The sequence below is a fragment of the Mesorhizobium sp. B2-5-11 genome (assembly GCF_006440835.1).
In the GTDB taxonomy this organism is placed as follows: domain Bacteria; phylum Pseudomonadota; class Alphaproteobacteria; order Rhizobiales; family Rhizobiaceae; genus Mesorhizobium.
The window spans coordinates 448653-461595 of record NZ_VFUK01000006.1; the positions used below are offsets into that span (position 1 = coordinate 448653).

Below are 12943 nucleotides of genomic sequence, written 5' to 3' on the forward strand. Positions count from 1 at the left end.
CGACCACTGGAGGGAAACATGGCCGATGTCACGCTGAGGCAAGTGAAGAAATCATACGGCAATCTCAACATTCTGCACGGCATCGACCTCGACATCAAATCGGGCGAGTTCATCGTCTTCGTCGGGCCGTCGGGTTGCGGCAAGTCGACATTGCTGCGCTCGATCGCAGGGCTCGAGGAGATCACCTCGGGCGAGCTCAGAATAGCCGGCGAGGTGGTCAACGACGTGCCGCCGTCGAAACGCGGCATCGCCATGGTGTTCCAGTCCTACGCGCTCTATCCGCATATGACGGTCTACGACAACATGGCGTTTTCGATGAAGATCGGCAAGGAAAGCAAGGCCGAGATAGACAAGCGCGTGCGCCAGGCGGCAGAGATCCTGCAGCTGACCAACTATCTCGACCGCCTCCCCAAGGCGATGTCGGGCGGCCAGCGCCAGCGCGTGGCCATCGGCCGCGCCATCGTGCGCAACCCGAAGGTGTTCCTGTTCGACGAACCGCTGTCGAACCTCGACGCCGCGCTGCGCGTCGCCACCCGCATCGAGATCGCCAAGCTCAAGGAATCGATGCCCAACACCACCATGATCTATGTCACCCACGACCAGGTCGAGGCGATGACGCTGGCCGACCGCATCGTGGTGCTGAAGGAGGGCCATATCGAGCAGGTCGGCACGCCGATGGAACTCTACAAGAAACCCGGCAATCTGTTCGTTGCCCAGTTCATCGGCTCGCCGGCCATGAACATCCTGCCGGCGACCATCGACAAATCGGGCAATCCGACCGTCATCAGTCATGTCGGCGGCCGCAAGGCTACGGTGCCGATCGCGACGCCGGCCTCGGCCAAGGGCGCGTCGGTGAGCTTCGGCGTGCGGCCGGAGGACCTGACGATCGCCGGCGGCACGGACTATCTGTTCGAAGGAACGGTGGATTATGTCGAGCAGCTCGGCGAGGTGCAACTCGTCTATGTCGACATCGGCCGCGCCGACCTGCCGCTGGTGACCAAGCTGCCGGGCAATGTCGAGGTCAAGCGCGGGGCGACACTGCGGCTGAGCGCCGACGCCGGAGACCTTCATATCTTCGACGCGGATGGACGATCCTTCGCGCTGCACGAGACGGAAGCGAAAGCGGCCTGAGAGCAGGCCATGAATTAATTGCCGGTCACGCAAAAAAGGAGCGGCGGGCAAAGCCCGCCGCTCCTGTCTGGTGTCAGCTTCGGCTGTTAGTGGCCGAAGAGATTCCGGTCACTGCCCTGAGGGGCGGACTTGTGTTCATCGCCCGACGAATTGAGCAGCTTGTAGACCGGCGAGCCGCTGTCGCGGATCGAAGCCGTGTGCGCATTGTCGACCGAGGTGACGGCAGGCTGATTGGCGCCATTGGAGCCATAGTTGTCGCTGCTGGCGAAAGCGCTGCCCGAAACGGCCAGGACGGCGGCGGCAGCAAGGATGATCTTTTTCATTTCAAGTCTCCTGAATTCTCAAATTCCACCGCAGAGGCGGGCTTGCCCGCCATCTGCTGCAGGATCGGCTGTTAGTTGTTGCCGAAGAGGTTATGGTCGGCACCCTGAACAGGTGCCTGGGCAGCCGGAGCCGGCGTCTTGGTCGAAGCGGTGTATGAGCTGTCCGTCGAAGTGGCCGCGGGCTGGTTGGCGCCATTGGAGCCATAGTTGTCGCTGCCGGCGAAAGCGCTGCCCGACACGGCCAGGACGGCGGCGGCAGCAAGAACGATCTTCTTCATTTCAAGTCTCCTGAATTCTCAAATTTCGCCAGGACGGCGGAAGGCCCGCCGTCAACTGGAGATCGGCTGTTAGTTGTTGCCGAAGAGGTTGCGATCGGCACCCTGGACAGGCGTCTGGGCAGCCGGTTCCGACTTCTTGGTCGAAGCGGTGTACGAGCTGTCGACGGCGGTGGCCGCAGGGGCATTCGAACCATAATGGTCGCTACTAGCGAAGGCGCTGCCGGAAACAGCCAGAAGGGCGGCGGCAGTGAGAATGATCTTTTTCATTTTTGATACTCCAGTATTTTTCCGTCCGTCTAGCGGCGTGTCTTGGGAGGAAATCGCGTCGTTCGGACAGCCCCGATGTGGGAAAGCCATACCGCCATTTCCAATCACGAAGTTTTTCCGTGTGGACCAAGTTTCCACCACTTGAAATTGTGCCAGAGCCTTCAACATTCGTTTTTTTCTGTTTACTATCAGTTGGTTATGCAAACGCGTCGCGCGATCACCAACTGTGTCGAAGGCCCAGTGTTCACACCGTCCTGCACGCATCGTCAACAGAAACGAACCGTTCGGTTCGATTTTAGAGGGCGCTAACAGTCACTTTTCGAAACCGTTAACCTTTTTTGCCTCCGCCACGAGACGGAATCCGAGGCGGCGACCTGAGGCTTTCTGCCCTGCAACGGCGGCCGCGCCGTTTCCAATGCGTGTCGCGCGGCATGGATGCGATGTCGTTTTCATGCCGACGACAAGTCGGCGATCATGGTTAGATCCTGCCATCTCAGGTGCCGCCGCGTGACGACGAGGCGGAGAATTGGGAAGCCGGTCAGAATCCGGCGCTGCCCCCGCAACGGTGGTGGAGTTCAGGTCGCAACGGGAGACCACTGGGCAAAGGCCTGGGAAGGTGTCGCGACAGTCCGCAAGGACAGCTCCAGAGCCCGGAAACCAGCCCGAGATGTTGGACTCGACTGATCGCGGCGGGCGGTCAAGAGGCGGATGGTGCATGTCCGGCGCAAGCCGGCGCGCTGCTTGATCCTTCCTCTCTCCCCTCCGTTCAGTCCTTCGATGCGAGGACAGGACTTCAATGCGAGGACAGGACATGGATGCGCGCAACGACATGCTGAAACGGCTGCAAGGCCGCAGGGACGGCTTCTCGCTCGAGCAGCCCTTCTATACCGATCCCGACTACTTCAAGCTCGACATGGAGCTGATCTGGTACCGCGACTGGCTGTTCATCGGCCATGATTGCGAACTGCCCCGGCCCGGCAGCTTCATCACCGTGCAGATCGGCGACTATCCTGTGGTGCTGGTGCGTGACCAGAAGGGCAACATCAACGCCTTCCACAATTCTTGCCGCCATCGCGGCAGCCGCGTCTGCAACACAGACAAGGGCACGGCGGCGAAGCTCGTCTGCCCCTACCATCAGTGGACCTATGAACTGGACGGCAGGCTGCTGTTCGCCAGGCAGATGGCCGAGGGTTTCGACAAGAGCCAGTTCGGCCTGAAGCCGGTCGCCTGCGAAAGCGTCGGCGGCTACATCTTCATTTGCCTCGCCGACGAGCCGGCGGATTTCGCGCCGATGCGGACGATGATCGAACCCTATTTGCTGCCGCATCGGCTGCGCGAAGCAAAGGTCGCCTTCGAGAGCACCATCGTCGAGAAGGGCAATTGGAAGCTGGTCTGGGAAAACAACCGCGAATGCTATCATTGCGCCGGCAACCATCCGGAGCTCTGCAAGACCTTCCCGGAGGCGCCGACCGTGACTGGCGTGCAAGACGCCGACGGCGACCCGGAGATGCTGGCGCACTGGGCCAAATGCGAGGCGGCAGGCCTGCCGAGCAGGTTCCGCATCGACCCGGCCGGACAGTACCGTGCCACCCGCGCGCCGCTGCTGCGCGATGCCGTCAGTTATACGATGACGGGAAAACGCGCGGTCAAGAAGAACCTGTCCGACGGCGTTGCCACCGACCGCATCGGCTCCTTGCTGCTCTATCACTATCCGACGACCTGGAACCACATCCTTGGCGACCACGCCGTCACGTTCCGCGTGCTGCCGATCAGCGCCACCGAGACCGCGGTGACGACCAAATGGCTGGTTCACAGGGACGCGGTCGAGGGCGTCGACTATGATCTCGCCGAACTCACCCATGTCTGGACCGAGACCAACGGCCAGGATCGTCGCATCGTCGAGGAAAACGCCTTCGGCATCCTGTCGCCGGCCTATGAACCCGGCCCCTATTCCGAACTGCACGAAGGCGGCGTCATCCAGTTCGTCGACTGGTACGCGCGTTTCATCGGTCCGCGCCTCGCCGAAGACGGCCGGCCGGCCCTGCGCAGCGTTGCTTGAGAGGTGAGGATGAATGCGATGACGGATCTCGGCCTCTATCGCCATCTCGATCAGATGGCGCCCTGGAACGACAGGCTCCAGGTGCTGGAAGTGATCGGCGTGAGCGACGAGGCGCCTGATGTAAAGACTTTCACCTTCCGCTCCGACAACCAGACCTGGTTCCGCTACAAGCCGGGCCAGTTCGTGACGCTGGAACTGCCGACAGCGGATCGGTTGCTGATGCGCACCTACACGCTGTCGTCTTCGCCTTCACGGCCATTCTCGATCGCGGTGACGGTGAAGGCGCAGGCCGGCAGCACCGGCACACGCTGGATGTTCGACCATTTGAGGCCTGGTTCGCACGTCAAGGCGTATGGGCCGGCCGGAGACTTTTCGCTGCACAGCCACCCGGCGGCCAAATATCTGTTCATCTCGGCCGGCTCCGGCGTGACGCCGATGATGTCGATGCTGCGCTGGCTGAATGACTGCGCGCCATGGACCGATGTCGGCTTCGTCAACTGCGCACGCCGCCCCGAAGAGATCATCTTCCGCAAGGAGCTGGAATTGCTCGGCAGCCGCATGCCCGGCCTGTCGCTCGGTTTCATGATCGAGGAGCGGTCGAGCCGGGAAGGCTGGTTCGGCCATATGGGCCGCATCGACGCCATCCGGCTGCCGCTTCTGGCGCCCGATTTCCGAGAGCGCGAAATCTTCTGCTGCGGCCCCGACCCCTTCATGCGTGCCGTGCGCGGCATGCTCGAAGCCGCCGGCTTCGACATGGCGAGATACCATCAGGAGAGCTTTGCAGCGCCGCTGGTGGAGGAAATCCCGGCGCCGTTCGCCTCGCCGACTGGAGACGGCGCAGCCATTCCTGTCGAAGCCGCGACGCCGATCCGGTTCTCGATTTCGGATGTCGATGCCGCATGCGTCGCCGGCCAGACGGTGCTGCAGACGGCGCGCGCCTCGGGAGTCAGAATCCCCGCCGCGTGCGAATTCGGCCTGTGCGGAACCTGCAAGGTCAAGAAGCTCTCGGGCGAGGTCGAGATGAGCCACAATGGCGGCATCCTCGATCACGAGATCGAGGATGGCTTCATTCTCGCCTGCTGCTCCAAGCCGCTTTCGGCGCTTGAGATCGAGGCGTGACCGGCGGCTGGCTGCGAGCCTCCGACGCCGCTTAGTGAGCGTCGCCTGAGTCCGTTTCGCTGCGACACGCTTTTGGAGCGAAATCCGACGGCCATTCAGGGAGTGATCAGCTTCACAGAAGGGAAATAAGTCCGGTAGCGGCCGACATCACGCGTCAGCAGCGGAAGGCGTCCGACGGCTGCGTGGGCGCCGATGAAAAAGTCAGGCAGTACGCCGGTCCTGGATCCTCCCGATCTGCGATATTGTGTAAATGCTTTTCCGGCAAGGAAGAGGGCTGCTCTTGGCATCGGAACCATTTCTAGACCGGCCGCCTCGACAAACGCCTCCAGATCCTCGATGCGTGCGTAGCGGACGGCAAGCTCGGCATAGACCGCATCATTGATCAACAACGGCCCATCAAGGCTCGCTGCCTCGAGATGGGCGACCGACCAATCCGCCCAGCTCGAATCGTCCGTAACAACGTCGAGCAGAACGTTGGTGTCGACGAGCGTCACCGTTCGGAACGCGTCAGCGCCATGATCGCGTCCGTCGTGAGCCCCTCGCCGGCATGACCTCGCAACTTGGCGAAGCGGCTCGCCGGCTGCTTTTTGTCAGCACGGGTCAGCACCACGCTGCCATCGGCAGCGCGCCGGAAATCGACCTTGCTTCCCGGGACGATCTCCAGGAGATCGCGAACCGGTTTGGGGATGGTCACTTGTCCCTTCGCTGTAACGGTCGTCGCCATCTTCGTTCCTCGGTAATACCATGTCTCCCGAAGGTATTACCTTGCGGTCCGGATTTCAAGGCCTGAAGCGTCAATCCCCGGCCGGGAGGCGGGCTCGTCGACCGACAAGCCCGCCATCCCTGCATTCATGTCAACGCGATGTCTCAGCCATTGGCGAAGGGCACGGCGACATAGATCTGGGCATCGCCTCGTTCCACCAGCAGCAGCACCGATTTGCGGCCTGACTTGCCGGCCTGCGCGATCGCCTGCGTGGCCTGCCTGGCGCTCTTCACCGGCATCTGGTTGACGGCGATAATGATGTCGCCGGGCTGGACGCCGGAAGCCGCCGCCGCCTTGTTGGGATTGACCGCGGCGACCACCGCGCCACGCTGGTTGTCGGGGAGGTTCATCTGCTGGCGAATATCGGGCGTGATGTCCATCAGGCCGAGCCCGATCGCCGGCAGGCGGGCGCCCTGCCCGTTTCCCGGCGCGCCGGAATCACCAGATACCGACGCGGTCTGCGCATCGTCGCCATTGCGGCCGACGTCGACGGAAAGCTGCATGGTTTTGCCATTGCGCCAGACGTCGAGCGTTTCCTTCTTGCCGGGCGAGACATCGGCGACGGCACGCGACAGGTCCTTGGGATCCTTTATCTCCTGGCCGGCGAAGCCGGTGATGAGGTCCCCCGTCTGGATGCCGGCCGCGGCCGCCGGCGAGCCCTCGGTGACCGAGGAGACCAATGCGCCGCCGGGGTGATCGAGACCTATGGCACTGGCAACGTCCGGGGTCACCGGCTGGATCTGGACGCCAAGATAGCCGTATTCGATTTCGCCGCCCTTCATCAGCTTGGCGACCACCTTTTGCGCCTGGTCGGACGGAATGGCGAAGCCAACGCCGACGCTGCCGCCATTCGGCGAATAGATCGCGGTGTTGATGCCCACGACGTTGCCGCTCACATCGACCAGCGGACCGCCAGAGTTGCCGTGGTTGATCGGCGCGTCGATCTGGATGAAATCGTCGAACGGCCCGCTGTGGAGGTCGCGGCCGCGCGCCGAGACAATACCTGAGGTGACCGTGGTGCCGATGCCGAACGGATTGCCGAAGGCCAGCACTTGATCGCCCGGCATCAACTTATCGGAATCTCCCCATTTTACCGTCGGCAGGGGCTTGTCGGCCTTGATCTTGATCACCGCAAGGTCGTTCTTGGCGTCGCGGCCGACCAGCTTGGCGGGAAGCTCTGAACCGTCGTCAAGCGTCACCTTGATCGAGCTCGCGCCGTCGATGACATGGTTGTTGGTGACGATGGTGCCGTCGGCGCCGACGATAAAGCCGGATCCGAGCGCTTCGGCGCGCTGCGACTGCTGCGGCGGCGCTTTCGGCCCGGGCATGCCCTGGTCGCCGAAGAACTGGCGGAAATAATCGTCGAAAGGCGAGCCGCCGCCGTCCAGGGGCGAGGCATCGCTCATGGCGTCCGGTTGCCCCTTCATGACGGTCGTAACCGTCACCACGGCCGGCTTGTCGGCTGCCACGATGGGGGCAAAGGAGCCGTTCGGGGCCGCTACGCCGGCTACGGGAGTCTGTGTCGTACCGACGGCGTTGCGGACGTCGTTCGGGCTTTCGGCGAAGGAGGCCACGATAGGAGAAATGATCAGCGCAGCGCCCAGCAGGGCCGCGACGCGATGTCTACGAAGAATGCTTATGGGTGACATGGTCGTTCTGTCCGGGCGAGAGTTGAACCTGGGCCGCGGATGGTTCGGGGAAAAACACCCGTCGGCTGTCGACAGCCGGATTGCCTGTCTCGCCGCGCATGGCAGCCGGCCGGATCGACAAACCAGCATCTAGGGCGCGGATTGGCTCGATTTAGGGTTTTCGGGCGACCTTACGAAGATTTAATTTTAGAGCCGGCTTATGGACCAGCCGCTCGGCTGAGATAGGCCGAGGCGATCTCGCGCATGCGCTCGCCGTCGAAACTCGGGCCGTGACCGCCATGGCCGATGCGGATCGGCAGGTCGAGCAGACGCCGCATGGTGAGGCAATAGGCCGACTTGTCGGAGTCTGGCAGGTCGTCGATCAGCCGGTCGTCATAGATGGCGTCGCCGCTGAAGAACAGGCCGTCTGCTTCGTCGAACAGCGCGATCGAATCCGGCGAATGCCCGGGCAGATGCAGCACGCGGAAGCGGCGGTCGCCGAGATCGACGACATCGCCCTCGTCGAGGGTGCGCGTCAGCGGCGCTGGCGGGATCTTGTAATCCGCAGCCTTCCAGCCCGGTGCCGGCAGTCGCGAGACGGCGCCGTCGAGGTCGTGGAACATGTAGGCGTAGGTCGCCGCCTCATCCATGTTCTCGAACTGCGCGGCACTCACCCTGGGTCCCGCGCGCAGCGCGAATTCATGCAGCGAGCCGACATGATCGAGATGGATGTGGGTGGCGACGACGATGAGCGGTTTGCCGGCCCGGGTTTCGATCTCCGGCGCCAGCGGGCAGATGCCCATGCCGGTATCGACCAAAAGGTCGGCGTCGCGGCCGGTGAGATGCCAGATGTTGGCGCGCACATAGTCATGCACGAACGGCTCGGTCAGCATCGTCGTCTTCTCGTCGACGATGCTCCTGCTGAACCAGTTCTCCATCAGAAGCGGCCCGGCATCAAGCGTGAGCCCGGCATCAGGTGTGAGCCTCGCATCAGGTGTGATCCTGGAATCAAGTATGGTCCCGACATCAGACGAAGGGCTTTCCGACCTTGTATTTTTCCGGCACCAGCCGCTTCAGGTAAGCCATGCCGGCGTCGGACAGATGGTTGGCGTCCGGCTTCATGAAGTTCTCGGGCATGTGACGGGTCTTGCCGGCCACGTTCTTCAGCGGCACCTTCTTCAGCACGGTTTTGGTGCCGTCATATTGCAGCGCCACGGAGCCGCCGCCCTGTTCGGCCACGGTGACCGCGAAAGCTCCCGCGTCGAACGCCTCCTGCGCGTCGACGGCGCTGATGGCGCCGACATAGCCGCGCGGCATGTAGCCCAGCGCATCGACGCGGGCGCGCTTGCCCGGCAGCCCTTCGGCGAGCGCCCGCTCGAGTGCCGCCGGCAGGTCGCTGCCCGATAGCTTGACATTGCCATGCTGGTCGCGCTCCAGCTTCTCGGGCGGCACCAGGCTTTCAACCAGCGCCTTGCCGTCGGCGGTGCTCACCCCTTCCGAAACGGCGACGATGCAGCGCTTGTGGCGGTCGAGCGTGGCGCGCACGTCCTCGATGAAGGCTGTGGCCGAGAACGGCCGCTCCGGCACGTAGACGAGATGCGGACCACTGTCGGGATCGAGCTGCCAAGCCGCGGCCGCGGCCGTGAGGAAGCCGGCGTGCCGGCCCATGACGATGCCGACATAGATGCCGGGCAGAGCGCGGAAATCGAGATCGACGGACAGGAAAGCGCCGGCGACGAACTCGGCCGCCGAGATGAAACCCGGCGTGTGGTCGTTCTCCTCGAGATCATTGTCGATGGTTTTGGGCGCATGCACGAACGCGATCTTGCCCCCGGCGGCATCGGTCAGGATCTGCTGCGTGCCCGACGTGTCATTGCCGCCGATATAGATGAAGGCATCCGCGCCGGCCTTCTTCAGGCCGTCGAGGACGACCTCGCAATAGGCTGCATCCGGTTTGTCGCGCGTCGAGCCAAGGGCCGCGCTCGGCGTTCCGGCGATCAGCCGCAGGCGGTCTTCCGGGACGGCGGAGAGGTCGATATAATTGCCGTCGCGGATACCGCGCACGCCGTGGATGGAGCCCAGGACCTTGGCGCCGGGATGCCGCTTGCGGATCTCCAGCGTCGCCCCGACCACGGTCTGGTTGATGACGGCCGTCGGGCCGCCGCCCTGCGCGATGACGAAAGTTCCGGCCATTGGTGAAATTCTCCCGGGCGATTGAATTTCAGGCACCTTCGCCTGTCTTTGGCCATCGCGCAACGGCAGAAACGACCGGCCGCGCCAGCGGCCGCGAGGTGAGGCTTGAGCTAGACGACGACGACCGGGTTCTTCTTGGAAACGCGGCTGTAGAGGTCGATGATGTCCTGGTTGATCAGGCGCACACAGCCCGACGACATGGCCTGGCCGATGCTCCACCATTCGGGCGAGCCATGGATGCGGTAGCCGGTGTCCTTGCCGTCCTGATAGATGTAGAGAGCACGCGCCCCGAGCGGGTTGGTGAGGCCGCCGGGCTGGCCGCCCTGCCATTTTACCAATTCCGGCTTGCGGGCGATCATTTCCGGCGGCGGGGTCCAGGTCGGCCATTCCCGTCCGTACTGGATGTTGGCGCGGCCGGACCAGCGGAAGCCGTCCTTGCCGATGCCGACCCCGTAGCGGATGGCGTCGCCCCCCGGCTGGACGAGATAGAGCATGCGCTCACTGAGATGAACGACGATGGTGCCGGGCGCTTCGCCCGTCTGGTCGACGACGATCTGGCGACGGAATTCCGGCTTGATCTTGAGGTAGGGCACCTCGGGCACATTGAAGCCGCCGTCGCTCAGGGATGCGTACATCAGGTCGGGACTGGTGATGTTCTTGTCGACGCTGATGCTCGGCCGGATCGGCCGCAGCGAACCGGTGACCGTGTCGTCCAGCTCGAGCGCCGGCAGGCCGCCGCCCGAAGTCGAGCAGCCGGCGGCGCCAAGCAAGGCCAACGCCCCTGCCCCGGATAAAACGGCGCGGCGGGAGAGAAGACTGTCGGTTTCGATTGCGTCGCCGTTTCGCGGCGGCGTCAGACTTTGCGGCAACTCACGCATGTACCCAAACCCTACGCTGTCGGCGGGAAGCACGGTCCGGCCGGATGACGGGCATTTTCATCATTCATGGTTGATAAAGCGTGAAGGCCTTGCGCTGCCTGCATTTGCGAACAGGCTGGGCGCCATTGCGCCCTCTCCGGTATCGCCAACCAGCGTGCCCTGCACGAAATCACCTCGGGCGGGTCATAGTCCCGGCGCCAGCGTGTCAAAAGCGGGGGCCTCCATGTGCAAGACCTGAAAGATCAACCTCGAGCTTCTCGCCGAGATCGTGAACCTGTCGGGCGGCTCGACTGACGCCGAACTGCCGTTGGCGGGGGTAGAAACAAACCGCTTTACATTCTCCTGGACCGAAGGATTTATCCTCTTCTTTGAGCTCAAAGGAGACGAGCATGTCCTTCGAAAACTGGGCCGCCTTCGCTGCCGCGTCGACCATCCTCCTAGTCATTCCGGGACCGACCATCCTTCTGGTCGTGTCCTATGCCCTCGGCCAGGGATGGCGCACCGCACTGCCGATGGCTGTCGGTGTGGCGCTGGGCGACTTCACGGCGATGACCTTGTCCATGCTGGGCATCGGCGCCCTGCTGGCAGCTTCGGCCACCGTCTTCACGATCCTGAAGCTGATCGGCGCTGCCTATCTGGTCTATCTCGGCGTAAAACTGTTCCGGGCCGGCGGCGCGCTCAAGGCCGAGCCGCGCACCGATGCCGTGTCCTCCGCCAGGATGATGGGGCATGCCTGGCTGGTCACCGCGCTCAACCCGAAAAGCATCACCTTCTTCGTCGCTTTCCTGCCGCAGTTTCTGGACCGGCACGCCGATTTCTGGACGCAGATGCTGATCTTCGAGACGACCTTCCTGGCGCTCGCCTTCTCCAACGCCTTCGGCTACGCGCTGATCGCGTCGCGAGCGCGCAACCTTGTGCGCAACCCCAGGGCGATCCGCGTCTTCAACCGCACCGGCGGCACGCTGCTGGTTGGCGCCGGCATCGCCACAGTGGCGATGCGTTCAGGGAATTGAACAAGGGGGATTCGCTCAACGCACAGCGTTAGCGCTGCCCCTTGTGTGTTTAGAATTGTGCACATTGAGGACGCCACGGACCAGGTGATTGCCTGATCGTGGCGGCGGCCGAGAGCCCGTCGCCCCTCAGGTGGCCTAAACCGTAGGTGAGCTGGGGCCCGACCGCCTTCTTTGTGAACCCGAACAGTTGCAAGGGGCAAGACCCCGCACACACCTGCCTGCCGGCGGATGAGGGGCGGCGTCGACTTTACGCACGAAAACAGCGCCAGCTTCGCCGTCTCACCACTTGATGCTGACGCCGAGATTGCCCTCAAGGATGCGCCGCTTGTCGCCGCCGAGATTGGTGGTGTAGTCGCCGGTGGCGAAGAGGCTGACCTTGTCCGTCACCTTGGCGGTCACGCCGCCGCCGAATTCGAACGAGGTCGAGCGGCTTTCGGTCAAGATGTCGGTGGTGTCGAAGTTGACGTGATCCGTGCCACCGAAACCGTGCCAGAGATTGGCCTTGAGGTAAGGTTGCAGCGCGGTGCTGTTCAATGTCGTCTCGCCCTGCAGGCGCAGGCCGAGGCGTCCGGTTACGTTGTCGTCGAGATCGAAGGAAACCGACGCGAAGCGATCCTCGGCATCGTCGAGCGATAGATGCTGCCAAATCAGTTGCGCCTGCGGTTCGAGCGTCCAGCCTTGCGCCAGCGCGATCGGGTAGCCCCCTTCCAGCGAAGCGGTGACGCCGGTTCCCTTGACATCGATGCCGATGTCGCGGGTCGAGGTCGCATCGCCGCTGAAAAAAGTGGCCATGACGACCCCGTCCAGGTACCAGCCCCCGGGACCGATACGGGTCCAGTAGCCGCCGACGCTGGTGCCGCCGAGATCGATGTCGCCGACGCCCAGATCGTTCTGCCCCAGCGCCTGGCCGCGCACATCGCCGTTCATGCTGGCATAGGCGATGAACAGGCCGGCACGATCGACGCCACCTGAAGCGGTTTCCTGGCCAAACACGTCGAAGCCGCCCTGGAACCCGAACAAGGTGCCGTCGAACGACGGCGAAACCGTTCCCGACCAGCCCATCTTCGCGTCCTGGCCGAAGATACGGCCCCAGACCGGAGAGAGTTCGGTGTTTGACAACAGGCTCTGTTCGCCTCGCCGTTCATGGAAAGTACCAAGTGTCGTCATCGCCAGATGCTCGGCCACCGGCGGAACCGCCGAATAGACCGGGACCTCGACACGGTAGAGCAGGATCTCCTCCCCTGCCGCGGGCGTCGGAAGATCGGGCACCGCAGTCGGGACGGGCGGGGGC

Annotated in this window: 14 protein-coding genes and 1 riboswitch; of the genes, 4 read left to right on the forward strand and 10 right to left on the reverse strand. The window is 63.4% G+C overall.

Annotation, left to right across the window (positions count from 1 at the left end):
* Window positions 1–18: 18 nt before the first annotated feature.
* Window positions 19–1131, forward strand: coding sequence for a sn-glycerol-3-phosphate ABC transporter ATP-binding protein UgpC (ugpC, locus tag FJ490_RS21320; RefSeq protein WP_140501216.1), 1113 nt, complete (start codon window positions 19–21; stop codon window positions 1129–1131).
* A gap of 86 nt (window positions 1132–1217) precedes the next feature.
* Here ugpC and FJ490_RS21325 read toward each other — a convergent pair whose 3' ends face one another.
* The 3 genes from FJ490_RS21325 to FJ490_RS21335 form a co-directional block, all read right to left on the reverse strand.
* Window positions 1218–1454: a DUF680 domain-containing protein gene (locus tag FJ490_RS21325; RefSeq protein WP_140512784.1), complete on the reverse strand. Its 237-nt coding sequence runs from the start codon at window positions 1452–1454 to the stop codon at window positions 1218–1220.
* Between the two features lie 71 nt (window positions 1455–1525).
* Complete coding sequence (locus FJ490_RS21330; protein WP_140658486.1) at window positions 1526–1732, reverse strand: DUF680 domain-containing protein; 207 nt, start codon at window positions 1730–1732, stop codon at window positions 1526–1528.
* Window positions 1733–1801: 69 nt separating this feature from the next.
* Complete coding sequence (locus FJ490_RS21335; protein ID WP_140501224.1) at window positions 1802–1999, reverse strand: DUF680 domain-containing protein; 198 nt, start codon at window positions 1997–1999, stop codon at window positions 1802–1804.
* Window positions 2000–2477: 478 nt separating this feature from the next.
* A riboswitch (cobalamin riboswitch) is annotated at window positions 2478–2680 on the forward strand.
* Window positions 2681–2810: 130 nt separating this feature from the next.
* Here FJ490_RS21335 and FJ490_RS21340 point away from each other — a divergent pair.
* Together FJ490_RS21340 and FJ490_RS21345 are read left to right on the forward strand one after the other, a co-directional pair.
* On the forward strand, window positions 2811–4058 hold the full coding sequence (locus FJ490_RS21340; protein ID WP_140658488.1) for an aromatic ring-hydroxylating dioxygenase subunit alpha: 1248 nt from the start codon (window positions 2811–2813) through the stop codon (window positions 4056–4058).
* An 18-nt stretch (window positions 4059–4076) separates the two neighbouring features.
* Window positions 4077–5177 carry a hybrid-cluster NAD(P)-dependent oxidoreductase gene (locus tag FJ490_RS21345; RefSeq protein WP_140567874.1) on the forward strand — a complete coding sequence of 367 codons (1101 nt, stop codon included), beginning with the start codon at window positions 4077–4079 and terminating at the stop codon, window positions 5175–5177.
* Window positions 5178–5272: 95 nt separating this feature from the next.
* Here FJ490_RS21345 and FJ490_RS21350 read toward each other — a convergent pair whose 3' ends face one another.
* From FJ490_RS21350 to FJ490_RS21375, 6 genes are all read right to left on the reverse strand, one after another.
* Window positions 5273–5671 carry a type II toxin-antitoxin system VapC family toxin gene (locus FJ490_RS21350; RefSeq protein ID WP_140662289.1) on the reverse strand — a complete coding sequence of 133 codons (399 nt, stop codon included), beginning with the start codon at window positions 5669–5671 and terminating at the stop codon, window positions 5273–5275.
* Window positions 5668–5901, reverse strand: a complete 234-nt coding sequence (locus tag FJ490_RS21355; protein ID WP_140517783.1) for an AbrB/MazE/SpoVT family DNA-binding domain-containing protein — start codon at window positions 5899–5901, stop codon at window positions 5668–5670. The genes FJ490_RS21350 and FJ490_RS21355 overlap by 4 nt, the downstream gene beginning before the upstream one ends.
* A gap of 143 nt (window positions 5902–6044) precedes the next feature.
* Complete coding sequence (locus tag FJ490_RS21360) at window positions 6045–7589, reverse strand: DegQ family serine endoprotease (RefSeq protein WP_140729551.1); 1545 nt, start codon at window positions 7587–7589, stop codon at window positions 6045–6047.
* A 197-nt stretch (window positions 7590–7786) separates the two neighbouring features.
* A complete protein-coding gene (locus FJ490_RS21365) occupies window positions 7787–8506 on the reverse strand; it encodes an MBL fold metallo-hydrolase (protein ID WP_140501235.1) in 720 nt (239 codons plus the stop codon).
* An 88-nt stretch (window positions 8507–8594) separates the two neighbouring features.
* Window positions 8595–9761, reverse strand: coding sequence for a diphosphate--fructose-6-phosphate 1-phosphotransferase (locus tag FJ490_RS21370; protein WP_140558908.1), 1167 nt, complete (start codon window positions 9759–9761; stop codon window positions 8595–8597).
* 110 nt (window positions 9762–9871) lie between these two features.
* Window positions 9872–10639, reverse strand: coding sequence for a L,D-transpeptidase (locus FJ490_RS21375; RefSeq protein ID WP_140567883.1), 768 nt, complete (start codon window positions 10637–10639; stop codon window positions 9872–9874).
* Between the two features lie 389 nt (window positions 10640–11028).
* Here FJ490_RS21375 and FJ490_RS21380 point away from each other — a divergent pair, with 389 nt between their 5' ends.
* Entirely contained in the window at window positions 11029–11652 is a 624-nt protein-coding gene (locus FJ490_RS21380) for a LysE family translocator (protein ID WP_140501241.1), read from the forward strand.
* A 279-nt stretch (window positions 11653–11931) separates the two neighbouring features.
* Here the strand turns inward: FJ490_RS21380 and FJ490_RS21385 are convergent.
* Window positions 11932–12943, reverse strand: a 1012-nt coding sequence (locus FJ490_RS21385; protein WP_140584682.1) for an autotransporter outer membrane beta-barrel domain-containing protein, incomplete at its 5' end; no start/stop codon positions are given.